The organism is Bradyrhizobium sp. SZCCHNR3119, from assembly GCF_032487775.1.
In the GTDB taxonomy this organism is placed as follows: domain Bacteria; phylum Pseudomonadota; class Alphaproteobacteria; order Rhizobiales; family Xanthobacteraceae; genus Bradyrhizobium.
In genome coordinates this window covers 1,251,395-1,277,715 of record NZ_JAUEUV010000001.1, presented here as the reverse complement: position 1 = coordinate 1,277,715, position 26,321 = coordinate 1,251,395, and the positions used below count along the sequence as shown (strand labels likewise).

The 26,321-nt window shown below is 65.1% G+C and carries 25 protein-coding genes; 5 read left to right on the top strand and 20 right to left on the bottom strand.

Annotated features, from left to right (window positions below; all coding sequences use genetic code 11):
* Positions 1-143: 143 nt before the first annotated feature.
* Together ileS and QX034_RS06170 are read right to left on the bottom strand one after the other, a co-directional pair.
* Positions 144-3,179: an isoleucine--tRNA ligase gene (gene ileS, locus QX034_RS06175; protein WP_315706666.1), complete on the bottom strand. Its 3,036-nt coding sequence runs from the start codon at positions 3,177-3,179 to the stop codon at positions 144-146.
* 193 nt (positions 3,180-3,372) lie between these two features.
* The gene (locus QX034_RS06170) at positions 3,373-4,353 is read right to left on the bottom strand and encodes a bifunctional riboflavin kinase/FAD synthetase (RefSeq protein ID WP_315706667.1); all 981 of its coding nucleotides are present in this window, start codon (positions 4,351-4,353) and stop codon (positions 3,373-3,375) included.
* Positions 4,354-4,614: 261 nt separating this feature from the next.
* Between QX034_RS06170 and QX034_RS06165 the strand changes: the two genes are divergently transcribed.
* A complete protein-coding gene (locus QX034_RS06165) occupies positions 4,615-5,010 on the top strand; it encodes a response regulator (RefSeq protein ID WP_315706668.1) in 396 nt (131 codons plus the stop codon).
* A gap of 71 nt (positions 5,011-5,081) precedes the next feature.
* Here the strand turns inward: QX034_RS06165 and QX034_RS06160 are convergent, their stop codons facing one another.
* From QX034_RS06160 to uvrC, 11 genes are all read right to left on the bottom strand, one after another.
* On the bottom strand, positions 5,082-5,936 hold the full coding sequence (locus QX034_RS06160; protein ID WP_315706669.1) for a TIGR01459 family HAD-type hydrolase: 855 nt from the start codon (positions 5,934-5,936) through the stop codon (positions 5,082-5,084).
* 15 nt (positions 5,937-5,951) lie between these two features.
* Entirely contained in the window at positions 5,952-7,565 is a 1,614-nt protein-coding gene (locus QX034_RS06155; protein ID WP_315706670.1) for an EAL domain-containing protein, read from the bottom strand.
* A 181-nt stretch (positions 7,566-7,746) separates the two neighbouring features.
* Positions 7,747-8,295, bottom strand: coding sequence for a phage holin family protein (locus QX034_RS06150; protein ID WP_315706671.1), 549 nt, complete (start codon positions 8,293-8,295; stop codon positions 7,747-7,749).
* A 202-nt stretch (positions 8,296-8,497) separates the two neighbouring features.
* Positions 8,498-9,841, bottom strand: coding sequence for an aspartate aminotransferase family protein (locus QX034_RS06145; RefSeq protein WP_315706672.1), 1,344 nt, complete (start codon positions 9,839-9,841; stop codon positions 8,498-8,500).
* Positions 9,842-10,141: 300 nt separating this feature from the next.
* The gene (gene prmB, locus QX034_RS06140) at positions 10,142-11,104 is read right to left on the bottom strand and encodes a 50S ribosomal protein L3 N(5)-glutamine methyltransferase (protein ID WP_315706673.1); all 963 of its coding nucleotides are present in this window, start codon (positions 11,102-11,104) and stop codon (positions 10,142-10,144) included.
* Positions 11,101-11,565 (bottom strand): molybdenum cofactor biosynthesis protein MoaE, encoded by a 465-nt coding sequence (locus QX034_RS06135; protein ID WP_315706674.1) that lies wholly within the window; start codon positions 11,563-11,565, stop codon positions 11,101-11,103. The genes prmB and QX034_RS06135 overlap by 4 nt, the downstream gene beginning before the upstream one ends.
* 32 nt (positions 11,566-11,597) lie before the next feature.
* Positions 11,598-11,849 (bottom strand): molybdopterin converting factor subunit 1, encoded by a 252-nt coding sequence (moaD, locus tag QX034_RS06130; RefSeq protein WP_315706675.1) that lies wholly within the window; start codon positions 11,847-11,849, stop codon positions 11,598-11,600.
* Complete coding sequence (gene pgsA / locus QX034_RS06125; protein ID WP_315706676.1) at positions 11,846-12,463, bottom strand: CDP-diacylglycerol--glycerol-3-phosphate 3-phosphatidyltransferase; 618 nt, start codon at positions 12,461-12,463, stop codon at positions 11,846-11,848. The genes moaD and pgsA overlap by 4 nt, the downstream gene beginning before the upstream one ends.
* Before the next feature lie 192 nt (positions 12,464-12,655).
* Complete coding sequence (locus tag QX034_RS06120; protein ID WP_315706677.1) at positions 12,656-12,991, bottom strand: GIY-YIG nuclease family protein; 336 nt, start codon at positions 12,989-12,991, stop codon at positions 12,656-12,658.
* A 129-nt stretch (positions 12,992-13,120) separates the two neighbouring features.
* Positions 13,121-14,659 (bottom strand): L,D-transpeptidase, encoded by a 1,539-nt coding sequence (locus QX034_RS06115; protein WP_315706678.1) that lies wholly within the window; start codon positions 14,657-14,659, stop codon positions 13,121-13,123.
* 157 nt (positions 14,660-14,816) lie between these two features.
* Positions 14,817-16,871, bottom strand: a complete 2,055-nt coding sequence (gene uvrC, locus QX034_RS06110) for an excinuclease ABC subunit UvrC (protein ID WP_316195072.1) — start codon at positions 16,869-16,871, stop codon at positions 14,817-14,819.
* Positions 16,872-17,117: 246 nt separating this feature from the next.
* On the opposite strand from uvrC, the gene QX034_RS06105 reads away from it, so the two are divergent.
* Positions 17,118-17,738, top strand: a complete 621-nt coding sequence (locus QX034_RS06105) for a porin family protein (protein WP_315706679.1) — start codon at positions 17,118-17,120, stop codon at positions 17,736-17,738.
* A 212-nt stretch (positions 17,739-17,950) separates the two neighbouring features.
* Here QX034_RS06105 and QX034_RS06100 read toward each other — a convergent pair whose 3' ends face one another.
* The 4 genes from QX034_RS06100 to QX034_RS06085 form a co-directional block, all read right to left on the bottom strand.
* Positions 17,951-18,166, bottom strand: a complete 216-nt coding sequence (locus QX034_RS06100; protein ID WP_315706680.1) for a cold-shock protein — start codon at positions 18,164-18,166, stop codon at positions 17,951-17,953.
* A 242-nt stretch (positions 18,167-18,408) separates the two neighbouring features.
* A complete protein-coding gene (locus QX034_RS06095) occupies positions 18,409-19,281 on the bottom strand; it encodes a 23S rRNA (adenine(2030)-N(6))-methyltransferase RlmJ (protein ID WP_316192355.1) in 873 nt (290 codons plus the stop codon).
* Positions 19,282-19,393: 112 nt separating this feature from the next.
* Positions 19,394-20,125 (bottom strand): ribonuclease T2, encoded by a 732-nt coding sequence (locus tag QX034_RS06090; RefSeq protein ID WP_315706682.1) that lies wholly within the window; start codon positions 20,123-20,125, stop codon positions 19,394-19,396.
* A gap of 130 nt (positions 20,126-20,255) precedes the next feature.
* A complete protein-coding gene (locus QX034_RS06085; RefSeq protein WP_315706683.1) occupies positions 20,256-20,720 on the bottom strand; it encodes a hypothetical protein in 465 nt (154 codons plus the stop codon).
* A gap of 165 nt (positions 20,721-20,885) precedes the next feature.
* On the opposite strand from QX034_RS06085, the gene QX034_RS06080 reads away from it, so the two are divergent.
* Both QX034_RS06080 and QX034_RS06075 read left to right on the top strand, forming a co-directional pair.
* On the top strand, positions 20,886-21,203 hold the full coding sequence (locus tag QX034_RS06080) for a hypothetical protein (RefSeq protein WP_316195070.1): 318 nt from the start codon (positions 20,886-20,888) through the stop codon (positions 21,201-21,203).
* A gap of 35 nt (positions 21,204-21,238) precedes the next feature.
* The gene (locus QX034_RS06075; RefSeq protein ID WP_315706685.1) at positions 21,239-21,811 is read left to right on the top strand and encodes a DUF3617 domain-containing protein; all 573 of its coding nucleotides are present in this window, start codon (positions 21,239-21,241) and stop codon (positions 21,809-21,811) included.
* A 110-nt stretch (positions 21,812-21,921) separates the two neighbouring features.
* Here QX034_RS06075 and QX034_RS06070 read toward each other — a convergent pair whose 3' ends face one another.
* The 3 genes from QX034_RS06070 to QX034_RS06060 all read right to left on the bottom strand — a co-directional run bounded on the left by QX034_RS06070 (position 21,922) and on the right by QX034_RS06060 (position 24,813).
* Entirely contained in the window at positions 21,922-23,310 is a 1,389-nt protein-coding gene (locus QX034_RS06070; RefSeq protein WP_315706686.1) for an ATP-binding protein, read from the bottom strand.
* 220 nt (positions 23,311-23,530) lie between these two features.
* Positions 23,531-24,262 carry a response regulator transcription factor gene (locus QX034_RS06065; protein ID WP_315706687.1) on the bottom strand — a complete coding sequence of 244 codons (732 nt, stop codon included), beginning with the start codon at positions 24,260-24,262 and terminating at the stop codon, positions 23,531-23,533.
* Positions 24,259-24,813, bottom strand: coding sequence for a MarR family winged helix-turn-helix transcriptional regulator (locus tag QX034_RS06060; RefSeq protein WP_316188891.1), 555 nt, complete (start codon positions 24,811-24,813; stop codon positions 24,259-24,261). Before QX034_RS06060 ends, QX034_RS06065 begins: the two co-directional genes overlap by 4 nt.
* A gap of 331 nt (positions 24,814-25,144) precedes the next feature.
* On the opposite strand from QX034_RS06060, the gene QX034_RS06055 reads away from it, so the two are divergent.
* The gene (locus QX034_RS06055) at positions 25,145-26,224 is read left to right on the top strand and encodes a branched-chain amino acid aminotransferase (RefSeq protein ID WP_315706689.1); all 1,080 of its coding nucleotides are present in this window, start codon (positions 25,145-25,147) and stop codon (positions 26,222-26,224) included.
* The last annotated feature ends 97 nt before the right edge of the window (positions 26,225-26,321 follow it).

Sequence of the window (26,321 nt, the reverse complement as noted above, 5' to 3'; positions counted from 1 at the left end):
GGGCGAACGCCGGGACCCATACCGCGTGATGGTTTTTGGCGGAAAGACTTCCGATCATCTGTCTTTTCTGACAAGCGAGGACGGTGGTTATGGATCCCGGCGTTCGCCGGGATAACGGCGGAGTTCGAGGTGGCTGGGCCGGGTTAAACACTCACCCCCAGCGCCTTCCATTCGCGCAGCGCCTGCGCATCGCGCGGCGAGACGTCGGGATAGTCGGGATCCTCGCCGACGGTCGGCAGCACTTTCCAGGAGCGCGCGCATTTGCGTCCCTGGGCCTTCTCGACCACCACGGCCACATCAGGCACGGACTCGAGACGAAACGCGCCAGCCGGCGCTTCGCCCTCGCGTACCTCGTAGTTCGAGGTGATGCAGATCTCGGCCAGATCAGCATCGAACAGCGTGGCGAGCAGGGCGCGGTCGCCGACATAGATGATCGGCGAGGCTTCGAGCGAGGAGCCGATGGTCTTGGCGGCGCGTTCGAGTTCGAGCGCACCGGTGACCACACGCCTGACGGCGCGGATGGTTTCCCACTTCGCCGCGAGCGTCTCGTCGCGATAGTCGCCAAGCCCGTCCGGGAACAGCGTCAGGTGCACCGATGGCTCAGCCTCCGGCCGTGCCATGCGCCAGGCTTCCTCGCAGGTGAAGGAGAGCACCGGGGCCAGCCATTTCAGGATCGCGTCGCAGATCATGTCGATCGCGGTCAGCGCGGCCTTGCGCACCACCGAGGACGGCGGATCGCAGTAGAGCGTGTCCTTGCGGATGTCGAAATAGAACGCCGACAGCTCCGAGTTCATGAAGGCCGCGAGCGAGGCGATCACCGTCTTGTAGTCGAACGCGGCATAGGCGCGGCTGACGATCTCGGCCTGCTGCGACAGCTGATGCAGCATCAGCCGTTCCAGCTCGGGCATCTCGGCATAGGCGACCGCCTCGCTGCGCTTGAAATGGTGCAAGGTGCCGAGCATCCAGCGGATGGTGTTGCGCAGCTTGCGATAGGTCTCGACCGTGTTCTTGAGGATCTCCGGTCCGATGCGCTGGTCGTCGGCATAGTCGGTGGCGCAGACCCAGAGCCTAAGGATATCGGCGCCGGAATCCTTGATCACCTTCTGCGGCTCGATCGTGTTGCCGAGCGACTTCGACATCTTGCGGCCGTTCTCGTCGAGCGTGAAGCCGTGGGTCAGCACGATGTCGTAGGGCGCGCGGCCGCGGGTGCCGCAGCTCTCCAGCAGCGAGGAGTGGAACCAGCCGCGATGCTGGTCGCTGCCTTCCAGATACATCACCGTGTCCTGGCCGCCATCGACCTTGCGCCTGATGCCGGCCAGACCCGGGAAGTGCACGGGATCGTCGAGCACGAAGGCATGGGTCGAGCCGGAGTCGAACCAGACGTCGCAGATGTCGTCGACCTTCTTCCAGTCTTCGTTGGCGCGCTTCCCTAAGAAGCGCTCGCGCGCGCCGTCGGCGTACCAGGCGTCGGCGCCTTCCTGCTCGAAGGCCTCCGTGATGCGCGCGTTGACGGCCTCGTCCTGCAGGATTTCCGCCGAGCCGTCGCCGGCCTCGCGCACGAACACCGCGATCGGCACGCCCCAGGCGCGCTGGCGCGAGATCACCCAGTCGGGACGGTTGGCGATCATGCCGTTGATGCGGTTCTGGCCGGCCGCCGGCACCCATTGCGTCACCGAGATCGCACGGAGCGCGCGGGCGCGGAGGGTGTCGCCGGATGTCGCCTTGCCGTGGTCCGCGATGTCCATAGCCCCGGGTTTACCCGGGGCGTCCACAATAGGTTTATCCATCGCGATGAACCATTGCGGCGTGTTGCGGAAGATCACCGGCTTCTTGGAGCGCCAGGAATGCGGATATTGATGCTTCAGCCGGCCGCGGGCGAGCAGCATGCCGGCCTCGACCAGCGCCTTGATCACGGCCTCGTTGGCGTCGCCCTTCTCGCCCTTGTCGGTGAGCACGCGGCTGCCGGTGAAGCCCGGCGCGTGATCGGTCAGCGCGCCGTTTTCGTCGACGGTGTAAGGGATCGTGGTTGCGATGCCGCGGCTGTCCAGCTCGCGCGCATGGGCCATCCAGACGTCGAAGTCCTCGCGGCCATGGCCGGGGGCGGTGTGCACGAAGCCGGTGCCGGTGTCGTCGGTGACGTGCTCGCCGGGCAGCAGCGGCACGGTGAAATTGTAGCCGCCGGCAAAACCCTTGAGCGGGTGCGCGCATTCCACCGCATCCAGCGTGTCGGCGGGGATGTCACGCAGCTTCTCGTAAGCCGTGACGCGGGCCTGCTTGAAGACGCCTTCGGCCAGCGCATCCGCCAGGATCAAGAGATCGCCGGTCTTGGCCCAATTGTCAGCGGGGGCGTCGGCGACCTTGTAGAGGCCATAGGCGATCTTCGGCGAGAACGAGATGGCGCGGTTGCCGGGCAGGGTCCAGGGCGTCGTGGTCCAGATCACGACCGAGGCAGCGGCGAGCGCGCCATGCGCCGGCGAGGTGACCGGAAACTTCACCCACACCGTATCCGAGGTGTGGTCCTCGTACTCGACCTCGGCTTCGGCGAGCGCGGTCTTCTCGACTACGCTCCACATCACCGGCTTGGAGCCGCGATAGAGCGTGCCGTTGGCGGCGAACTTCATCAGCTCGCGCGCGATCTGCGCTTCGGCCGGATAGCTCATCGTGGTGTAGGGATGATCCCAATCGCCGATCACGCCCAAGCGCTTGAATTCCTCGCGCTGCACGTTGAGCCAGTGGTTGGCATAGGCGCGGCACTCCTTGCGGAACGCCACCATGGCGGCGGAGTCGCGGAAGTCCGGCTTGGTCTTGCCCTTCTTGCGGTAGTTCTCCTCCTCGATCTTCCATTCGATCGGCAGGCCGTGGCAGTCCCAGCCGGGAACGTAGTTGGAATCGTGCCCGAGCATCTGCTGGCTCTTGGTCACGACGTCCTTGAGGATCTTGTTCAGCGCGTGCCCGATATGGATGTTGCCGTTGGCATAGGGCGGGCCGTCATGCAGCACGAACTTCGTGCGGTTCTCGCCGCTCGCGCGCAGCTTGCCGTAGAGGTCGATCTCGTTCCAGTAGTTGAGGATCTCCGGCTCGCGCTGCGGCAGGCCGGCGCGCATCGGGAAATCCGTCTGCGGCAGGAACAGGGTTTTGGAATAGTCGTTGGCGTCGGACTTTTGCGGCTTCTCGGACATCGTGATCTGGCTGGCTGAAAACAGGGCGCTGAGGCGCGATTGGATCGCGGCGGCGAAACAGAGAAATCCCGGTCTTGCGCCGAGCTTGAAAAGCTCAGGCGGAAGCCGGGCCGCTAATGCCGATGATGCGCCGCGTCAACATGGAGCTTCCATAGCAGCCGCGGGCCGGTTTCGCAAAGCCTTGGGGGCCGATTTAGCCGATCTCGCCGAGCTTCGGGAAGGCGGCCGGGTCGGCGGCGAGCTGGGCGCGCGCCTTGGCGCTGTCTTCGTCCATCTGCCGGATCAGGGCTTCGATCGAGGTGAATTTGGCCTCTTCCCGGATATAGCCGATGAAAGCGACATCGAGCGTCTCGCCATAGAGGCTGTCCTTGAAGTCGAACAGGAAGACCTCGAGCAGCGGCGCGCCATTGTCGAAGGTCGGGCGGCGGCCGAAATTGGCGACCCCGTCGATCAGGACCCGGCTGGCGCCCCGGCCGCGGCCGACGCGGACGGCGTAGATGCCATGCTTGAGCCCGCAGTCGCGGTCGAGCCGGATGTTGGCGGTCGGATAGCCGAGGTCGCGGCCGCGCTTGTCGCCGTGGATCACCTCGCCGGTGACGAACCAGGGGCCGCCGAGCATGGTGGTGGCCTCGTCGATGAGGCCCTCTGCCAGCGCCTCCCGGATCGCGGTGGAGGAGACCGGACGCTCGTCGATGTCGACATGCGGCTGGACATCGACCTCCATACCGAGCCGCGGCGCCTCGTTGACCAAAAGGCTCGGGGAGCCGACCCGGCCCTTGCCGAAATGGAAGTCGTAGCCGACCGCGATCCCGGACGCGCCGAGCCGTCCGATCAGATCATGGTGAATGAAATCTTGCGCCGTCGTTTGCGCCCGGCTCTTGTCGAAGGTCATGACCACGGCGCCCGTGAGCCCGATCCCGGCCAGGAGGCGCAGCTTGGCGCTCTCGTCGGTCAGGCGGAATTGGGGGGTATTGGGGCTGAAGAAGCGGCGCGGATGCGGTTCGAAGGTCAGCGCCAGAGCGGGGCGGCCATGCGCCTTGGCCATTTCCAGCGCGGCGTTGATGACGGCGCGGTGACCGAGATGAACGCCGTCGAAATTGCCCATCGCCACCACCGCCCCCCTGGGGATTGCCGATGACGGGGTGGTGTCGCGGATCACGGTGAAGCCAGGCATGTCGCGGGACGACCTTAAGAATTCTGCGGTTGGCCGGGAAGGGCCGATCGTTGGCGGGACCGTGGGCGGCGGGGGCCTCGAAGTCAAGCCGCTGGCTCCGGCTCAGGCAGTGGTTCGAAGTTGCGAACCGGCCGCAGTTAACGGGCTGTTTAACGCCTGATGCTAGTCGTGGAAGTGGATGCGGAGGGCCGTTGCCGGCCTCGTCCGCGGTTGAGTTCAAGTATTGAGTCTGCGCGTTTGTTCGCGTGTGGGGGAGTCAAGATGGCGGTGGATTTGACGATGCCGGTGCTCGTCGTCGACGATTACAGCACCATGATCCGTATCATCCGGAATCTTCTGAAACAGATTGGATTTGAGAATATCGACGATGCCAGCGACGGCTCGATGGCGCTGAACAAGATGCGCGCCAAGAAGTACGGCCTGGTGATCTCGGATTGGAACATGGAGCCGATGACGGGCTACGATCTGCTGCGCGAGGTGCGCGCCGATCCCAATCTCGCCACCACGCCCTTCATCATGATCACCGCGGAATCCAAGACCGAGAACGTGATCGCGGCGAAAAAGGCAGGCGTGAACAATTACATCGTCAAGCCGTTCAACGCGGCCACGCTGAAGACCAAGATCGAGGCGGTGTTCCCGGATCTCGCGACCGCCTGAGCGTGCGCTCGGGCATTACGACTCACCAAGAGACAAGAGAAAACGCCCGGCACGCGCCGGGCGTTTTCGTTTCACCACTTCAATTCGCGCATCAAGGCGCGCGGCGGATGGCCGAACAGCTCCCTGACCGAGGCCGGGTCGAGCTGGTCGACGCCGGCGAATTCCTCCGAGTGGATGCCGCGGGTGATGAACAGGCAGTCGATGCCGAAGCCGTGCGCGCCGGCGAGGTCGGTCCGCACGGAATCCCCGATCGCCAGCACCTGGCCAGGCGCGATGCTGTGGCCGGCATGCTCGGTGGCCAGCGTCATGGCGCGGTCATAGATCGGGCGGTGTGGCTTGCCGTAGAAGATCACCTCGCCGCCGAGATCGCGATACAGCTCGGCGATGGCGCCGGCGCAGTAGATCAGCCGGTCGCCGCGCTCCACCACGATATCCGGGTTGGCGCAGATCAGGGGCAGCTTTCGTTCGCGCGCACGCAGCATCATCGGCCGGTAATCCTCGGCCGTCTCGGTCTCGTCGTCGAGCAGCCCGGTGCAGATGATGTAGTCGGCCTCTTCCAGTGTCGACAGCACCGGCGTGAGGCCGCGATGGATCGAGTTGTCGCGCTCCGGGCCGAGCCAGAACAGCTTGCGTCCGGGATGCTCGGCGACATAGAGCCGGGTCAGGTCGCCGGAGGAGACGATCGCGTTGTAGGTCTCGTCGGCGACGCCGAGCTTGCGCAGCTGCCGCTGCACCGAATCCGCCGGCCGCGGCGCGTTGGTAATCAGGATGACGGTACCGCCGTCCCGGCGAAAGCGATGCAGCGCATCGCAGGCCTCGGGGAAGGATTCGAGCCCGTTATGGACCACGCCCCAGATGTCGCTGAGCACGACCGTTTTGCCGTCGAGAAGGTCGCGCAACCGCTCGACGAAGCGGAGTTCGGTCATGCCTCGTAAAACCGCTTAAACCGACCCTGCGATCCGACGGGCCAGCGCAGCGTTGCCGACCGCGCGTGGCGGCGGATTGGCGCTTGCGGCATCGGATACTGTGTTGCCGGGGACATTGGGGTCCTGAATCTTGATGTCCTGCCCGGTTCCCGGGCCGGGTGCGGCTTCGCCGGTAGCAGATGCGCCTTCGGGCCGCAATGGGCGGGGCGGCGCAAACAGGAAGCCCTGGCCGAAGCGGACATCGTAATCGAGCAGGTCCACCACCGAACGCTCCCCCTCGATCCGCTCCGCGATGAGGTCGATGCCGAAGCGGCCGAGCAGGTCGGACAGGTCCGAGGGATGGATGTCGGAGGCCGAGCTCTGCTTCGGATCGAGCAGCAGCGCCGCCGGCACCTTGATGTAGCGCACGCCGCGATCGGCGAGCTCGCGCGGCTCGAAGCGCAGGTCGGTGACATGATCGATCGAAAAGCGGTAGCCGCGCTGCGCAAGGGCGGCGAGGTGCTCGGTCTCGGTCGGCCCGAGACTGCGCAAGGTCGACTGCTTGAACTCCAGCACGAAGGACGGCGCCAGCGCCCGGTTGGCTTCGAGGAAGTCGAGGCACTGGGCAAAGATCGAGGGATTGCGCAACGTCGCGGAGGAGATGTTGCAGAAGATGCCAACCTCCTTGTTGCGGACCATCAGCCGGCGCAGCACCTGCACGCAGCGCAGGACCACCATGTGGTCGATCCGCCCGACCAGGCCGGCGGCCTCGGCAACGCCGATGAAATCCTCTGCGGCGAACACCTGGTCGCGCTCGTCGCGCAGCCGCGTCACCGCCTCGTAGAAGCGCACCTTGCGCTGGGGCAGGCTGACCAGCGGCTGCAGGTAGATGTCGAGCCGGTTCTGGTCGATCGCGCCCCTGACGGCAGCGAGAATCTGCGCCTGGCTGCGCGGGGCAGGGGCGGCGGCACCGGCCGCGGGAGCTGGCTGCGGGGCTGGAGCCGCCGCCGTCGCTGCGGCACTGCCGGCTGCAGCTTGCGGCAAAGTCTTCGCCGCGGGCGCCTTGGCCGGCACTTGCTTGAATTCGTCGGCAGAAGGCTGGGCGGGGACTTGGGTCCGGAGCTCGGGATGGAGCTGGGCGTGGACTTGGGTTTGGATCTGGAGCATGTCTGCCTCTGGCTTCGCGGCCGGAGCGTCATCGAGCGGTCCTTGCAGCGAAGGAGCCTGCGCGGGCGCCTCCGCCGCCGCAGCCAAGACATCCTCGTGTTGCGCGACCGTGGTCGCGAGCTGCTTGACGAGCCCGCCGAGCTCGTTGATCTCGCCGATGACTCCCTGCAGCCGATCATTGCCGGCGGAATTGGATGAAGCGACCCGGCCTTCGATGGCCGAGAGCCTGCGGCCGAATTCGGCCACCTGGCGGGCGAGGTCCGCGGTGCCGCGCGACAGGTCGGCGATCTGGTTGCCGACATCGCTGCGGTCACGCAGCCGCATCGACACTGCGTTGTAGAGGATCAGGAAAGTGAGCGCTGTCAGCGCCACGATCGCCGATTCGGGACCGCTGATGCCGGCCACCGAATAAAGGATGAGGCCGAGCGACGCTGCGACCAGAACCATGCAGATGGCGACGAAGATCGTGGAAATACGGATCATGCTGTGAGACGCTCCCAACCGAGAACGACTCTTAGCACTGTTGCTGATTCGCGAGGATAGCGGCGCGGATTCAAAAGCTCGCGTGCGCAGTCGATTTCTGCGTTGCGTTGCTTTTGGGCGCATTCGACGAGGAACCGTCATCCGCCACGCGAGCGTTGCGGGACGACTCCGGAAACACGAGTCAGCGCTGGCGGCGGCGCAGCGCGGCCAAGCCAAGCAGCAGACCCGCAACGGCGATGCCGACCGGGATGTTGACAGTATTGTTGCGGACGGAACGGGCCGCCCCATCCCTGTCGGCCGCTGACGGCGCAAGCGGAATGGTGTCGGGGTCGACATCGTCGGCAGCGGGATCGCGGACAGGCGCTGCGATCGCGACCCGGAGCCGGCTGGCGAGCGATGGATACTCCGGCGCCGGCCGCTTCATCCGGATGGCGCCGATCACGGCGCAGACGATGGCAATTAAGAGCAAGACACCGCCGACCGTACCGAACGCCGCGTAGGTGCCGGCGACAGTCCGGACCCAGTAGAACAACGTGCCGAGCCCGACCAGGAAAGCCAGCAGCACGAACAGGCCGGCGGCGGCGAACATCGCCCCGGCCATGGCGTAGGATTTTGCGGTCCCGGTGGCCTGGCGCGCGCGGTCGCGCAAATAAGCGTTGGTCGCGCGCTTGACGCGGGTGAGCCGCTGCTCGAGGCCCAGTCGCAACAAATCTCCCGGCGGCGCGAGCATGCGCGTCTCCTTTTCGGAAAAAAGCCAATCCTCGAGCAAAGCCGGTCGCCCCGCCGTGCTCGCCGGGATGAACGTGGAGCGATTTGGATGGTTCCGTTGCCGGGGCCGGATCATTCCGTCCGCGTCACCCCAACGAAAAATCCCCTCCATCGCGCGCGATGGAGGGGATCGAGACGTGAGGGAGCCGCTGAAGAGGAGACTCTTAAGCGACGGCCTTGATCACCTTGCCGACCTTCTCGACGATTTCGCCGATCTGGTCCTCGTTGATGATCAAAGGCGGGGTCAGCGCCAGGGTGTCGCCGGCGATGCGCAGCATCAGGTCATTGTTGTGGAACGCGGACTCCATGGCGGCGTAGCCGCGCTTGCCGGCGGCGTCGGGCAGCGATGCGAGATCGATGCCGGCCGTGAGTCCGACGGTGCGGATGTCGACCACGTTGGGCAGGCCCTTCAGCGACATCACGGCGTCGGCGAATTTCTGTTCGAGACCGCGGGCATGCTCGAACAGCTTCTCGTCGCGATAAATGTCGAGCGTCGCGAGACCGGCCGCGCAGGCGATCGGGTGGGCCGAATAGGTGTAGCCATGGGTGAATTCCACCATGTGCTCTGGGCCGGTCATGAAGGCATCGTGGATGGTGTCGCGCACCACCACGCCGCCCATCGGCGCCGCACCATTGGTGACGCCCTTGGCGAAGGTGAGCAGGTCCGGCGTCACCCCATAGCGCTCGGAGGCGAAGGCATAGCCCAGACGGCCGAAGCCGGTGATGACCTCGTCGAAGATCAGCAGGATGCCGTGCTTCTGGGTGATCTCGCGCAGCCGCTTCAGATAGCCCTTCGGCGCCGGGATCACGCCGGTCGAGCCCGCCATCGGCTCGACGATCACGGCGGCGATCGTGTTGGCGCCGTGCAGGTTGACGAGGTTCTCCAACTCGTCCGCGAAGTGCGCGCCATACTCCGGCTCGCCCTTGGTGAAGGCCTGCTTCTCGCGGTCATAGGTCGCGGGGATGTGGTCGACGCCGGTGAGCAGCGTGCCGAACAGCTTGCGGTTATTGACGATGCCGCCGACCGAGGTGCCGCCGAAGCCGACGCCATGATAGCCGCGGACGCGGCCGATCAGTCGGGTGCGGCTGCCCTGGCCGTTGATCTGGTGATAGGCGAGCGCGATCTTCAGCGCGGTATCGGCGGCTTCCGAACCGGAGTTGCAGAAGAAGACATGGTCGAGGCCGGCCGGCGCGAGGTCGGCGATGCGGCTCGCAAGCTCGAAGGCCTGCGGAATGCCGAACTGGAACGGCGGCGCATAGTCCAACGCCTCGGCCTGCTTGGCAATCGCGGTCGCGATCTGGGTGCGGCCATGGCCGGCATTGGTGCACCACATGCCGGAGGCGGCGTCGATGATCTTGCGGCCGTCGACGGTAATGTAGTGCATGTCCTTGGCGCCCGCGAGCAGGCGTGGATTCTTCTTGAAGGCCCGATTGGCAGTGAACGGCATCCAATGCGCGGCAAGATCGTTCGGGACGGTGACAGGGGAATGTGGGCTCTTGTCCAGCATGGGGACCTCTTCGGACGTTCAAGGCGAATGTTCAGATCGGCAGCATGGTCAGGAAAAGTGGAAGACCCGTTTTCCGGAACGATGGTGCTCAAGGTCGGATGCGCGGCAAAGACCGCGGCTCCCGGCTGCGCGCAAGCTATCAGCTTCGCAAGCGGACGGAAATGTCAAAGGACCGGCGTTCTCTGCTGAGCTGATGAGCGGTTTCTGCACGGCGTCCGCGTGAAAATCCTGCGGATCGGAGTGCTTGCATCTTTTCCCGGCAAATCCCGATCAGGGAGCCCGCAGCAGAGGCGGACGCTCTCAGCTCAAATCCGACGCGGTGATCCAGAACACCTCGCCTTCGGAATCCTCGGTGTCCAGCCACAGCAGCGGCAGGTCGGGATAGGCGGCCTCGATCTGCGGACGGTCGCGGCCGACCTCGCATAAGAGGCCGCCTTCCGCCGTCAGGTGGTCGCGGGCGTGCTCGAGGATGCGGCGGATGATGTCGATGCCGTCAGCACCGCCGTCGAAGGCGAGCTTGGGTTCGGCGCGGCATTCATCGGGCAGGGCTGCCATGCCCTCGGCATCGACGTAAGGCGGGTTGCTGATGATCAGGTCGTAGCGGCGGCCCTTGATCGGCGCGAACAGGTCGCCGCGATGCAGCGAGATGCGGTCCTGAAGGCCGTAATCGGCGACGTTGCGTTCCGCCACGGCGAGCGCATCCTTGGAGATGTCGACCGCATCGATCGTGGCGTCCGGGAAATGGCGGCTGGCGAGGATCGCAAGGCACCCGGATCCCGTGCAGAGATCGAGCACGCTCTCCACCGCGAACGGATCGTCGATCAGCGATGTGCCCTCGCTCTCGCTGCCGCCGAAATGCGACTCCAAAAGTTCGCCGATGAAAGACCGCGGCACGATGACGCGCTCGTCGACATAGAACGGCAAGCCCAGCATGTAGACCTTGTTGACGAGATAGGCGGCGGGCTTGCGCGTCGTCACCCGCGCTTCGACCAGGTCGAGGATCGTCTTGCCTTCGGTTGCGGTGACGCGCGCGGTAGCGAAGCTCTCGAACTGCTCGGGGCGCAGGTGCAGCGCCTCGCCGACCAGGAACGCGGCCTCCGCGATCGGGTCCGTGGTGCCATGCGCGAATGTAAGCTCGGCCGCCTGGAAACAGCTCACGGCGCAGCGGACGTAATCGAGCAGCGTCTGCAATTCGCCCGCGCCGACCTTCGGCAGGTTGGACACCTTGGGCGGGGACGCCTTCTTGACCGGTTTCGTCATCATGCCTTCCAGCGCGCGGCGGCTGCATCGTCGTGGCTCTTGGCCTCGACCCAGCTCGTACCGTCCTCGGTTTCTTCGCGCTTCCAGAACGGCGCGTTGGTCTTCAGATAATCCATCAGGAATTCGGCGGCTTCGAATGCCGCCTGGCGATGGCTCGACGCCGTCACCACCAGCACGATGTTCTCGCCCGGCGTGATGCGGCCGTAGCGATGGATCACGGTCAGCCCCGCGAGCGGCCAGCGCGCCATCGCCTGTTCGGCATGCCGCATGATCTCGGCTTCGGCCATGCCGGGATAATGTTCCAGGGTCAGCGCCGCCAGCGGCGCGTTGTGGTCGCTGCCGCGGCAGATGCCGGAGAAGGTCACGACCGCGCCGACATCGGTGCGCCCGCGGCTGAGCGCGGCGATCTCGCGCGCCGTGTCGAAGTCTTCCTGCTGCACGCGGACGGTGACGATGGCAGTCATGGGCGTCCTGTTGTTCGACGCGCGATGCGGTTTCAGCCGCCGGTCATCGGCGGGAAGAACGCGATCTCGCGCGCGCCCGAGATCGCCGTGTCCGGCTGCACATGGGCCTGGTCGATCGCAGCGCGAATGACCTTCGGCTTCTCGAATGCGTAGGCGTAACCCTCGCCACGGTCGCTCAACCAGGCGATCAACTCGGAGACCGTGTGCACGTGTTCCGGCGGCTCGATCGTCTCCTCGGCCTTGCCGATTCGCTCGCGCACCCAGGCGAAATATTTCACCTTCATCGGGCGTCTTCCTCGATGAGATGGTGGATGCCGGCACGGAAATAATCATAGCCGGTGTAGATCGTGAAGATCGCCGAGGTCCACAGCAGCACGAGTCCGATCTGGGTCACCACCGGCACCACCATGTCGCCGGCCTCGCCCGCCAGCAGGAAACCGATCGCAACCAGCTGCATCGTGGTCTTCCATTTCGCGACCTTGGTGACGGGAACGCTGACGCGCAGCGCCGCCAGATATTCGCGCAGGCCCGAGACCAGGATCTCGCGGCAGAGGATCACGATCGCAGCCCACAAGGTCCAGCCATGGATGATGCCGTCGGCCGCCAACATCAGAAGGCAGGAGGCAACGAGGAGCTTGTCGGCGATCGGGTCGAGCATGCGGCCGAACGCCGATTGCTGGTTCCAGATCCGCGCATAATAGCCGTCGAGATAGTCGGTGACGCCGGCCGCGATGAACACCGCGACGGCGACCCAGCGCAGCCACAGCGGATAATCCAGGATCGATTGCGCGTAGATGCAGCCGACCACGACCGGTATGGCGGCGATCCGCGCATAGGTCAGGATGTTCGGCAGGGACGTCGAGATCTTGCTGGTCCCACGGGCGGTGGCGATGTTCATCCGATGTACCAATACTGCTGTCGCGCGGACGTCAACCGTAGAGCAGGAGTGCCCTCTGGAAGATGACGGAGATATTACGCTAATCGCATTGAAGCCGTTCGCGGGAGATATGAGCTGGCGCGCAGGCCGGCAACGCGATTTCAAAACGCCATTAAGCAGACTGATCGGCAGGGCGCCAGCCCGGCGGGGCGGTCAGATCGCTTCTGCGCCGTGGACCTTGCGCCAGTGGGCCTGGCGCTCCGCGAAAACCCGGTCGCGAACATAGGCGACCGCCTCGTCGTCGAGCCGTTCCAACACCTCCAGCGCAAAGGCCTGGGGTCCATGGGCCGACCAGGCGGCCTGTAGACCGGCGTGCGGATGGCCGCCCTGGCGCAACGTAAACCAGAGCCGATTCTGGATCTTGTCCAAGTCCGCGGCGCGGCCGATCCAGCGCTGGCCCGTGACCCGGCAGACGACGGCATAGATGCCGCCGGCGGTCTTGCGCTCCTTGTAGGCGGCAAGGGCCGCCTTGCGTTGGGCCGGGGTCATCGCGTGTTCCGTAATTATTACCCGGATAATAATTGCCTTACTTTTTTATCCGGGTCAATATCTACTTGGAGCGCATCGGGATCATCTCCTTCGAGAGCAGGCGGAGGCGTGTATCCGCCCTGGCGCGCCTTACCAGGAGGGCCAAAACCCCTGTTGTTGCATCGGGCGATAATTCTGGCCGCCGCGCCGACGGGTGTAGGTGGGCTGCGAGTCCCAGCTCTGCTGGTAATAGGACCCGTAGCCGTCGTCGTACGTATCGTCTCTGCTCACGATGTCGGCCGTCGGCTGACGGGTGATGAAGCCGCCCTGGGGCTGGTTGCTCAGCACCGCGACGAACTCGGTGCGATAGTTGGTCTCCTCGCTGAGCGGCTCATCCGAGACCACGATCGAGGAGCGCGGCAATGCGGTGGGCGCGATCCGATCGAGCACCTCCTGCGGGATGGTGATGCGGTCGAGCGCAGTCTTGGCGTCGTCGCCGTTGTCGATCGTGACCACGCTCCAGCGCAGGCCCGCACCGTTCTGTGCCATCGCCGTGAACACATGCGTGCCGATCGGCCTGTTGGGATCGCGGATCGTGACGGGAACCTCGATGCTGGTATCGAACACCTCGCCGCCGCCGTCCCGCGCCGGCTTGTGCGTGTTGCGCCGCACATAGAGCTTCTGGGTGGCGCGGCTGATGTAGACCGAGACCGGCTCGAGCGCGAGCTTCGCCTCGGTCGCCGCCTTGGCAGTTTCGGCCTTCCTGGCCTCCGCCGCCTTGGTCGCATCCTTCGTTGCCGCGGCAGCATCGAGTTTCGGCTTCGAGTCGGCTTTGGCGGCTTCGAGCTGCGTCCCGATATCGGTGGCCTTGAGGGCGGCCTTTTGCTTCAGGTCCTCGGCGCGCGCTTTGGCCTGGTCGGTTTTCGCCGCGGCGAGCAGCTTGTCGGTGTAGGCGAGCTCGGCGTCGGCGCGAGTCTTGGCCCTTTCCAGCTTACGTAACGAGGTCGTGAGCGAGGTCGCCTCGCGCGAGCTCGCGGCGGCTGCCTGCTTGGCCTGGTCGGCCGCCTGGGCCGCGTCCGCGGCCTCGCGCGCCAGCGTCTCGGCACGTCCAGATGCGGCGGCCAGCGCCTGCGCATTCGGGACGAGCAGCGCCGGGTGGGAGATTTCGACCGGAGCCGGATCGTCGGGCGCAATGATCACCCGCATCCCGATGCGCGTCTTGTCGAACAGGTTCTGCGCAAAGCCGTAAGGCATCCGCACGCAGCCATGCGAGGCCGGATAACCGGGCAGCGGCCCGCCATGCAGCGCGATGCCGTTCCAGGTCAGGCGCTGCATGTTCGGCATCCAGGCGTCGTCGTAGAGCGTCGAATGATGGTCCTTGTCCTTCTCGATCACGGCAAAGACACCCGCCGGCGTCTCGCGCTCCGTGATTCCGGTCGACACCGGCGCGCGATAGATCCACCCCTCGGCGTCGTAAAACGTGACCTTCTGAGCCTTGATCGACACGATCGCCATGATCGGCTCGCCGGCCTCGCGCGGCGCCACAGCCTCCGCGGTGTGGGCAGGGCGCGCCTGCCGTGCCCCGGCATGGGCGGTCAACGCAAGCGTTGCTGCAAGCACCCCGATGGCGGAGAGCCCCCAGCGCCGCATCGTTCCGGTGGATTGCGGCGCCGCTACTCGATTGACCATGTCATGCCCCGGTTGAGATGCCTGTCCCGCGCCTGCCTCGGATTCGCGGTCTATATGTTCGATCTTACATTTGGGTGAAGTAAGGCGTCGCTCCGCTTGGACCACAACGGACGTCACAGGCGGTCTGTTCCGCGCCCCTCGCTTGTCAATACATGCCCTAATTCGGCTGGCTGTGGAAATACTCGAAGATCTTGCGCGCGCTTTCGGCCGAGACGCCGGGCACCTTGCCGAGATCGGCCATCGAGGCGCGCTCGATCTCCTTCAGCGTGCCGAAATGCAACAGCAGGGCGCGCTTGCGGGCGGGACCGATGCCGGGGATCTCCTGCAGGCCGGCCTCGCGGATGTCCTTCTTGCGCAGCTTGCGGTGCGAGCCGATCACGAAGCGATGCGCCTCGTCGCGCAGCCGCTGGATGAAATAGAGCACGGGATCGCGCGGCTCGAGCTTGATCGCCTCGCGCTCCGGGATGAACAGCGTCTCACGGCCGGCGTCGCGGTCCGGACCCTTGGCGACCGACATCAGCGCGACATCGGTGACGCCGAGCTCGCTGAAGATCTCTCTGACGGCGTTGAGCTGGCCGCGGCCGCCGTCGATGATGACAAGGTCGGGTCGTTGCGGGACATCGTCCTCCTTGGCGCGCGCGGTGTCCTTTTCCGACGGCGACAACAGCCGCTTGAAGCGGCGCTGCAGCACCTCCTTCATCATCGCATAGTCGTCGCCGGGCGTCAGCCCTTCCGACTTGATGTTGAACTTGCGGTACTGGTTCTTCATGAAGCCGTCGGGGCCGGCCACGATCATTGCGCCCACCGCGTTGGTGCCCTGGATGTGGCTGTTGTCGTAGACCTCGATCCGCTTCGGCACGGTCGGCAGGCCGAGCGTGGACGTCATCGCCTCCAGCAGCCGGCTCTGCGTCGCAGTGTCCGCGAGCTTGCGCCCCAAGGCCTCGCGCGCATTGGTCAGCGCGTGGATCACCAATTCCTTCTTCTCGCCGCGCTTCGGCGTCGTGACCTCGACCTTGTGGCCGGCCTTGACGCAGAGCGCCTCGGCCAGCAGCTCGGTCTCCTCGATCTCGTGCGACAGCAGGATCAGTTTCGGCGGCGGCTTGTCGTCATAGAACTGGGTGAGGAACGCCGCCAGCACCTCTTCGGGCGTGAAGGTCTTTTCGGCGCGCGGGAAGTAGGCGCGGTTGCCCCAGTTCTGTCCGGTGCGGAAGAAGAACACCTCGACGCAGGAATAGCCGCCTTCCTGATGGATGGCGAACACGTCGGCCTCTTCGACCGTGCGTGGATTGATGCCCTGCTGCGACTGGATCGCCGACAGTGCCGCGAGGCGATCGCGATAGACCGCCGCGGTCTCGAATTCGAGCTCGCTGGAGGCCTTCTCCATCTCCACCGCGAGCAATTGCTTCACCGCATGGCTGCGCCCGGAGAGGAAGTCGGTCGCCTCGCGCACCAGCTCGGTATAGCCGGGGAAATCGATCTCGCCGGTGCACGGGCCGGCGCAGCGGCGGATCTGGTAGAGCAGGCAGGGCCGGGTACGGCTTTCGAAGAAGGAATCCGTGCAGGAGCGGATCAGAAAGGCGCGCTGCAGCGCTGTGATGGTGCGGTTGACGGCGCCGGCGGACGCGAACGGGCCGAAATAGCGACCGGGCCGCGACTGCGCGCCGCGATGCTTGAGGATCTGCGGCGCCCAATGGTCGCCGGTGATCAGGATATAGGGGAACGACTTGTCGTCGCGTAGCTGCACGTTGAAGCGGGGCTTCAGCTGCTTGATGAGGTTGGCCTCGAGCAGCAGCGCTTCGGTCTCGGTCGTGGTCGAGATGATCTCGACGTTCACGGTCGCTGCGATCATGCGCAGGATGCGCGCCGGCAGCGGTGCGTTGGCCCGCGCATAGGACGACAGGCGCTTTTTGACGTTCTTGGCCTTGCCGACATAGAGCACGTCGTTGTTCGCATTCAGCATGCGATAGACGCCAGGCGAGGTCGGGGCCAGCCGCACCGCCTTCTCGATCGCCTCATGGCCGATCGCAAGCGGGCCTTCGGCAACAACCTCGGTGCTTTCCTCGGTCAGCTCGGGCAGGCGCCCTTCCTCGTCCTCGTCGGTCGAGGATGCGGCTGGATCGATGTCGGGGGATTCCAGGGGCTGCGGCGAGGCGTCGGCGCGCTTCATCTCGGGCGCGAGCGCCTTTGGTGGATCGGAGCTGTGGGTGGCCATGGGACGAATTTAAGCTTTGGGGGCTGCGCATGCCAGCACGCGGCGGCGCCCATGCACAGGCGCGGCGGTAACCGTCCATTAAGGACGTTAAGCGGCCGGTAACCGCGCTTAATGAGGCTTTAACCTCAAACTCTCGATAAATCTTCACGAAAAAAGCTGGAGTTCCGTAACCATGCCGGTCAGGTGCGCTGCCTCGTGCAGGCGCCGCACGCAGCCGGCGGGCACGGGTGTTGCGTGGAGTAGGTCATGAAGAGGTTCGTCGCCGGCGCGGTTGCGCTCGGGGCGCTGGGAACGGTGTCGGCGCAGGCCGCCGATTTCAACTATGCACCGCGTCCGGGCTACACGGTGAACCAGCCGTTGAATGCCTATAGCTGGGCCGGCCCCTATCTCGGCGGCACGCTCGGTTACAGCTGGGGCGAGGTCGGCAACAATCCGACCAAGCCGTCGGGCATCACCGGCGGGATCGAGGCGGGTTACAACTGGCAGACCGGTCCCTGGGTGTTCGGCATCGAGGGCGACATCAACCTGACCGGCGCCAACGACACCTTCGCGCCCTGGAAATTCTCCAACCCGTGGTTCGGCACCGTGCGCGGCCGCGCCGGCTACGCCTTCAACAACATCCTGTTTTACGGCACCGGCGGTCTCGCCTTCGGCGAGCTGCGCGGCGAAACCTTCGGCCTGTCCGAATCGCATTCGACGATCGGCTGGACCTTGGGCGCAGGCACCGAATTCGGGCTGGCGCAGAACTGGACCGCCAAGATCGAATATCTCTATGTCGATCTCGACAGCAGCAATTTCGTGGTTACGGGGGCGAAGAACGACTATCGGTTTGGAGTGGTGCGCGCAGGCATCAACTTCCACTTCTGATAGGAAGAAGAAACCGCAAAAATCATAACCTCCCGGCCGCGCGCGGCCGGGATTTTTTTGCATCATCTACGCGAATGTCGGCTGCGAGCTTCGCCGCACACGAGCCGGCTGCGCCGTCCGCGGCTCCAAGTTCAAACGACAAACAAAAGGACGTTCGTATTCCTCGCCTTCGCACTCCGCCGCAAACTGCGGACGAGTGTCGATCGGCGGCCTTACGACGACAGCACCAGATTGACCGCCTTCGGGCCCTTGCCCTTCTTGTCCGGTTCAACCTCGAAGCTGATCCGCTGTCCTTCAGTCAGATCCTTCAATCCGGCGCGCTCGACCGCGGTGATATGCACGAACACGTCGCGCCCGCCATCATCCGGTTTGATGAAGCCGTAGCCGCGTTCACCATTGAAGAACTTGACCGTACCCGTCATTGGCATCGGGAAACTCCTCCCCCCGCATTGCTTCCTCCACTGCGCGACATGCGCAGCGTCCGACCGGGCATCACTGAATCGGAAAGCGTGGCCACCTTTACGAGCCGACATTGTGCATGTGTCGGGTCGCTCGGATTCTTGTTGGGCCTTGATCACCCCGCCGCAACCATTCGCGGAAGCGGAACGTAAAGCCAGTCTCAATCAGTTATTTTACTACGGTTCCTCGGCAATTGCCTATGGATTTTCGACTAATTGCCGGCCCCGGCTTTGGGGAACTCGAGCCGGAAGCGCGCGGCCCCGCCCTGGCCGAGCGGCTTCTCCAACTCATGCAGGATGACCTTAAGCTCGTCATGCAACGTCCAGGGCGGGTTCACGACCAGGAGGCCGGTAGTGGCCAGCCCCTCTCCGGCGACCTGCGGCGCCACGCTGAACTCGACACGTAACAACTTACCGGGCGGTTTTGCCGCCGCCGCCAGCCCCGCCACGTGCTGCACCAACTCGTCGGTCGCACGGCGGCTCTTTGCTGGATACCAGAGCAAATAGATACCAGTCGGCCACTTGGCGAATGCGATTGCGAAGCGCTCGCCCAACCGCTCGAATTCATCCTTCGCCTCGAAGGGGGGATCGATCAGCACGAGGCCGCGCCGTTCGTTTGGCGGCACGAAAGCCGGCAGCGCCACCCAGCCATCGAGATCGACGACGCGGGCCTGGGTATCGCGCCGCAGCACGTCGATCAGATGCTTGCGCGGGACAGGTGCGAGCTCGCAGGCCGTCATCCGGTCCTGCGGCCGCAGGAGGGCGCGCGCGATCAAGGGCGAACCGGGATAGGCGGCGAGTTCGGCCTTGGGATTGAAGGCCCGGACGATGTCGAGATAGGGCGCCACCAGAGCAAGCGCCTGATCGCAGAACCGCGCCTGCATGATGCGGGCAATTCCGGTCCGCCATTCGCCGCTGCGGCTGGCCTCCTCGCCCGTGAGGTCGTAGAGACCCGCGCCGGCATGGGTGTCGATCACGCGGAACGCGGCCGGCTTCTCCTGCAGATAGATCAGGATGCGCGTGAGCACGATGTGCTTGATGACGTCGGCGAAGCCGCCGGCATGAAAGGCGTGACGGTAGTTCATCGCTGTGAGTTACGACGTCTTGCGACGAAAGTAACCCTGCATCATCACGGAAACAGCGCTCATCAGCGATGGCGCCGTTCCAGGGATTACGCCTTGAACGAGATCGCGGGCCTCAGCCGCCGCGGATTGGCGGCATCGTGACTTCGTCGCGGCGGCAGGCCTGGCGATCGATCTCATCGCAGGAGCGGAACTGCAGCTCCTTCGAGAGGCAGATCCTGACCTCGCTGAGCCGGGTGCGGTTGCAGGTCACGGCGACGGCGGAATTGGTGAGGTTGGGATTGGCCTTGACGAAGGCCTCCTCGACCGCGGCCGGCGTCACCGTCTTGGGCTCGGACAAGTCGAGGAATTCCGGCGGAATCTTGATCACCGCCCGAGCCTTGCGGATGGTCTCGAAATAGGCCTTGGCCGGCAGTCCGGAGCAGGTGCCGTGCTTGTCCCACTCGTTGTAGATCAGCCCCGGCGCCGGCATCAGGTCGAGCATCGAGACCATGATGTTGCGCGGCAGCCGCGGCGACGGCTGCTCGCAATACTCCGGATAGCCGTTCTCATATTGCGGCCAGAGCCCGTGGACCACGAAAGAGTAGGGACGGCCGCTGCACTGCTGGGACCGTCCGCCATTGCCGCGCTCCTCGACGTCCGCGCAGAACGAGGGCGACCAGGACAAGGACAGCACGTAAAAATCGAATGCGCCCGGTGCGTTCTGGCGGCGGTCTTGCGCCTGGGCTGGCGAGAGCTGGGCCGACCACAGGGTGATCCCGCTGAGCGCGAGAGCGGCGAGGATCTGAATTGTCCGCAGTCCGCGGCCGGAGTAGGTGGGCAGGCGATCAGACAACCGATCCAACATGGCGAGCTCCCAGGAACATGGCGAGAACTCTACCAGGAGGCGAAAGAACAATTCAAGAACAAAATTGGAGCCGCGCGCCGGCGAAAGCCTGCGACGCGTCTCGTCCAGTCCCGTTCAGTCGGTGGGAGTCTTAGGGCTTCGCCGCGCGGCAGGCGGGGTTGAAGGCCCAGTTGCGGTCGAGGCCGACCACGCAGAATTCGACACCCTCGCCGTAACCGGCAAAGCCGGCATCCTCGATCAGCGAGAAATTGACGGTGCGCGCCTTGCCGTCGCTGATCATCGCGGTGCCGGTGCAGTAGCGTCGCGGAATATTGTCGGACTGCCAGGGCCGGAAAGCGATTTCGTGGATGTTTGAAAAGCCCGTGATGGTCAACGAGGAATTCCAGAACGTGCTTTCCTTGTCCCGGAAGTCGCTGGCGACTCTGGACAGGGCCGATTCGCAGGGGGACAGGCGGCCATCATATTTCGGACCCGACAGCCAGAAGTTCAGCTCGAGCGGGTTGGCAGCTTGCGCTGGGGCAACAGCCGTGACAACGCCGAGCACCGCGCCGCAGACAGCGCCAATGGTCTTGAACGAGATGCTGAGGTCGCGCATAGGCCATCCGCAAAGCTGGAGAGAAGAATGGAACGTGCCGTGCCGGCCTGATGAGGTCAAGTGCAACGCGGCAACACTCCACGACAAGTCGGGGACTCCGCGCGCGGTGTTCTTTTCTTGCGCGGACAGCCCATTTAGGATGGGAGCTAACCGATGGAGATTGCAATGCTGATGACGAAGCCCAGTTTTTTCGACGTCGTTTCCAAGGCCGTCGGGCTGATGGCCGTGGGCGTCGCGCTGGCTGCAGGCCCGGCTCGGGCCGACTGGGTGCCGGCATTCAAGGGTAATGACACCGGCGGCATCATCGCCTATTCGCTCGCCCAGACCACCGATGCCAGGCAGTTGGCGGTCGACCACTGCGCGTCCTACGGCAAGGTGGTCAAGTTCCTGGCGGTGGACGCCCGGTATGGCGGCTATTTGTCGTTCTCGTGCCGTTGGGTGCCGTACGACTCGGCGCAGCGTCCGTTGCGCACGCTGTACTGAGCCGGTCTGGAATCACCCGGGAAGCTGAGGCGAATATGATCCGCGGACAGGTCGGCGCGAAGCTGTTGGGATGCAGCGTGCTGCTCGCGGCATCCCTCAGCAACGCATTCGCCGCCGAGCTGCCGACCCGCAAGCCGGGGCTTTGGGAAATGAAGATGGTCAGGACGGGCTCGCAGATGCCCGACATGACCATGCAGCACTGCACCGACGAGACCACCGACAAGGACCTCAACAACATGGTCTCGCCGATGGCCAAGCAGATCTGCTCCAAGCAGGACGTGCAGAAGACGCCGACCGGCTATGTCGTCGATTCGGTATGCAGCATGCGCGGCGTGAACACCGCCTCACATGCCGAGATCACCGGCGACTTCAACTCGGCCTACACGGTGAAGACGACCTCACACAGCGAGGGCGTGAGCAATGTCGTGCGCGACACCAGCCTGGCCAAGGTCCTGCGCGACACCACGATGACGATCGAGGCGAAGTGGTTGGGGGCCTGCAAGCCGGGTCAGAAGCCCGGTGACATCGTGATGCCAGGCGGTGGCTTCAAGCTGAACGTCAAAGACATGGACAAGCTGAAGGCATTGATTCCCGGCGCCAAGCAGTAGGCGGGATTCGAGCGCAGGCACAGGGGCATCACTGAGGCCCCGGCGACACCCGAGCGTCCGATTCCTACACTCCGCGAGCCTGTCGCTTGGCTGCCATGCTTTTGCAGCCTTCACACCGGAATGCGCACCGTCGCGCGCAGGCCGCCCGCCGGGCTCTCGCCCAGCATGATGTCGCCGCCATGGGAGCGGGCGATGTCGCGGGCGATCGCAAGCCCGAGACCGGTGCCGCCCTCGTCCTGATTGCGCGCATGATCGAGCCGCAGGAACGGCTTGAACACCTCCTCGCGCATCGCCTGCGGAATGCCCGGGCCGTCATCATCGACGGTGATCGTGAGGTAGCGGTGATCGCGATGGCCTGAGATCGCGATCGTGTCGGCATAGCGCGCCGCGTTGGACACGAGATTGCCGAGACAGCGCTTCAACGCCTGCGGTTTCACCGTGACGACCGGCAGGCCCCGGAATGCGACCGAGGCCGTGTGGCCGTTGCGCTCGGCATCGCTGCGCAACTCCTCCAGCGCGTTCGAGATGTCGGTCGGTTGCGCCACCTCGCCGCCGTCGCCGCGAGCGAAGGCGAGATAGTCTTCCAGCATGCCGGACATCTCGTCGATGTCCTTGCGCATCGCATCGATCTCGGGGCCGTCGCCGAGCAAGGCGAGCTCGAGCTTGAAGCGGGTGAGGATGGTGCGCAGGTCGTGGCTCACGCCGGCGAGCATCGCCGTGCGCTGGTCCATGGTGCGCTCGATCCGGGCCTTCATTTCCAGGAAGGCGTGCGCCGCCCGCCGCACCTCGCGCGCGCCGCGCGGCCGGAAGTTCGGGGCTTCGCGGCCCTTGCCGAAGCTCTCGGCCGCATCCGCCAGTCGCAGGATCGGCTTGATCTGGTTGCGCAGGAACAGCACCGAGACGATGAGCAGGATGGACGAGGTGCCGACCATCCAGAACAGGAAGATGTCGGTGTTGGAGGCATAGGCCGCGCTGCGCTGCGCGAACACGCGCATCACCGCGTCGTCGAGCGCAATGCGGATCTCGACCAGGTTGGAGCGGCCGACGGTGTCGATCCAATAGGGCCGGCTGATCTGCCGGCCGATCTGGCCCGACAGCGACTGATCGAGCAGGTTGAAGAACGGTTTCGGCCCTGGCGGCGGCATGTCGCCGGCGGGCAGGAAATCAACCACGAGATTGAGCCGCTGCTGGGCGATCCGCCGCAGCATCGTGCGGTCCTTGTCCTGCGGATAGCCTTTGTAGATGTCGATCAGCGCCGCGATGTCCTGCACGACGGCCGTCGAGAGTCGTCGCGTCACCGTGTTCCAGTGCCGCTCCATGAACACGCCGGCCACCACCGTCTGCAGGATCACCATCGGCACGATCATGATCAGGAGCGCACGTGCGTAGAGCCCGGTCGGCATCCAGCTCTTGAACGCATGGCCCATCCAGCCGTTCGCAGCCGACACGCGGCGCGAGGCAGTGCGGATGAAGGCTAAGCCGGTGTCGAGGGTGGTCATGTGAGTCGGACGGCGGCTTTCGCACCGACAACGGCGCCGCGAATCCGGGACACCTCTCCCCTGCGGGGAGGGGTCGGATTGCATAGCAATCCGGGTGAGGGGGAGCTCTCGATCGAAAGACCGTAACCCCTCACCCCAACCCTCTCCCTACGGGAGAGGGAGCGCAACGCGCTTGTGGCTCGGTATGATGCCATCATCGGAAATCGATCTCTCACGCACGTCACCCCGCCACCATCAGCCGATAGCCGATGCCGCGCACGGCCTGCAGGAACAGCGGATTGGCCGGATCGATTTCGATCTTGCGGCGGAGCCGGTTGATCTGCACATCGACCGCACGCTCGTTCACGGTGCCGTTGCCGGTGAGGGCACCGCGCGGCACGGTCTCGCCGCGGGCATTGGCGAGGATGCGCAGCATCTCGCGCTCGCGATCGGTGAGGTGGATCACCTCTTCGCCCTGCTTCAGCTCGCCCCGCGCCAGATGATAGCTGAAGGGACCGAAGGCGACCTGCTCGATCACCTCTTCCGCCGGCGGCGGCGCCGCCCGCTTCAGGATATTGCCGATGCGCAGCGCCAGCTCGCGCGGCTCGAACGGTTTGGCGACATAGTCATCCGCCCCGAGCTGCAGTCCCTCGATCCGGCTCTCCGGCTCGGAGCGCGCGGTCAGCATCACGATCGGGACCGAGGATTGGGTGCGGATGAAGCGGGCGAGGTCGAAGCCGCTCTCGCCGGGCATCATCACATCGAGGATCAAGAGATCGAAATGGAGGCCGGTGAGCTTGGCGCGGGCATCGCTCGCGCTCATCGCCGTGGTGACGCGGTAGCCTTCGGCGCGCAGGAAGCGCGACAACAGATCGCGGATGCGGCGGTCGTCATCGACGAGCAGCAGGTGCGGCGCGTCGTCGGCGGGTGTCTGCGGAGCGCGGGTGGTGATGGCGGCGAGCGGCACGATCACTCCTTTACGGTGACGACGGGCATCTTGAAGATCGCTTCCAGCACCTTGTCCGGGTCGTCGCGATCGATCATCGCGCGCAGGAACTGCTGGACCTTGTCCGCGCCTGCCGGCCCGATCTGCTCCAGCGCACGATCGATGCGCCGGGTCTGCAAGCCGGCAAGCTTGGTCACCAGCGCCTCGCCCTTGGGGGTGGCGAAAAGAAGGCGCTGCCTGCGGTCGTTGTTACCGGTCTTCTGCACGATGTAGCCTTCGTCGAGCAGCTGCTTCAGCACCCGCCCGAGCGACTGCTTGGTGATGCGCAGCACGTCCAGGAGATCGGCGACCTTGAGCCCGGGATAGCGGGTGACGAAATGGATCACCCGGTGATGGGCGCGGCCGAAGCCGAAAGCTTCCAGCTCGTGATCGGCATCGCCGACGAAATCGCGATAGGCAAAGAACAACAGCTCGATGATGTCCCACCGCAACGCCCGGTCGTCCCCAGCCGCCGCCTGGGGCTCGGAAGAGCGCGAATCGGAGCCTGGCGCGGACGTCGAGAAATTTATGTCAGCCATATTGACGTATCTTGGGTTCAATGTTACAAAACGGTCGGTCCCGACGAAATTTTAGGTCTTTTCGATCGGAGGTCAGGTTGTCCCATTGGCCCAAAGAAGCCGTCGCAGGCGGCAAAGGGCTTGGGCAGCGATCTACCGTGTTGTCGAGCGGCATTTCGGCAAACATACTGGACTTCCGCCCAGCGCAAAAGCATGTCCTCATCGACTTGCTGGCACCGCAACCGGCCCTGGGGCCGGCGGTCGTGACGTCCGGATTGATCAAGCCAGCGGGGCCGAACAGATCGGTCGGTCCCCACAACTCGCGATGGCCAGGACAGCGGGGAAAGCAAAAATGAGTCTGACGTTCGAAATCGAGCCGGCAAGCAATCCAATTTCGGCGGAGGAGCGCGCGGCGAAGCTCGCCAATCCGGGCTTCGGCCGGGTGTTCACCGACCATATGGCCGTGGTCCGCTACACCGACGCGAAGGGCTGGCACGATGCACGGATCATCGTCCGCAGCCACTTCCCGCTCGATCCGGCCGGGGCCGTCCTGCATTATGCGCAGGAGATCTTCGAGGGCCTGAAGGCTTACAAGCGCGACGATGGCGGCGTGAACCTGTTCCGCCCCGATGCCAATGCCAAGCGGTTCTGGAATTCGGCCGAGCGCATGGCGATGGCGCCACTACCCGAGGACCTGTTCATCGAAGCCGTCGAGCAGGTGGTGCGGATCGACCGCGACTGGATTCCGGGCGGCGAGGGCAGCCTCTACCTGCGGCCCTTCATGATCGCGAACGAGGTGTTCCTCGGTGTGAAGCCGTCCGGCGAATATCTCTTCGCCGTCATCGCCTCGCCGGTCGGCTCCTATTTCAAGGGCGGACCCGCGCCGGTGTCGATCTGGGTCTCCGAGAAATATACGCGCGCGGCGGTCGGCGGCACCGGCGGCGTCAAATGCGGCGGCAACTACGCCGCGAGCCTGCGCGCCCAGGCCGAAGCGATCGAGCACGGCTGCGATCAGGTCGTCTTCCTCGATGCGGTCGAGCGCCGCTATGTCGAGGAACTCGGCGGCATGAACGTCTTCTTCGTGTTCGACGATGGCTCGCTGTCGACCCCGCCGCTGGGCACGATCCTGCCGGGCATCACCCGCGATTCGATCATCACGCTGGCGAGAGATGCCGGCACGGTGGTGCGCGAGGAGCCCTACACGATCGACCAGTGGCGCGCCGACGCCAAGAGCGGCCGGCTGAAGGAAGCTTTCGCCTGCGGCACCGCCGCGGTGATCTCGCCGATCGGCAAGGTGCGCTCGGCGAGCGGCGACTTCCTGATCAGCGGCGGCGAGGCCGGTCCGGTCGCCATGGGCCTGCGCAAGAAGCTGGTCGACATCCAGTATGGCCGCAGCCCCGATCCGCACAACTGGATCCGCGAAGTGAAGTAAGCCGGGCGAACCGTGCCACAGGGACGGTAGGCTCCCCTCCCCCTTGCGGGGAGGGGGCGGGGGTGGGGGTAGCTCCACGCAGACTGCCCGCGGCGCC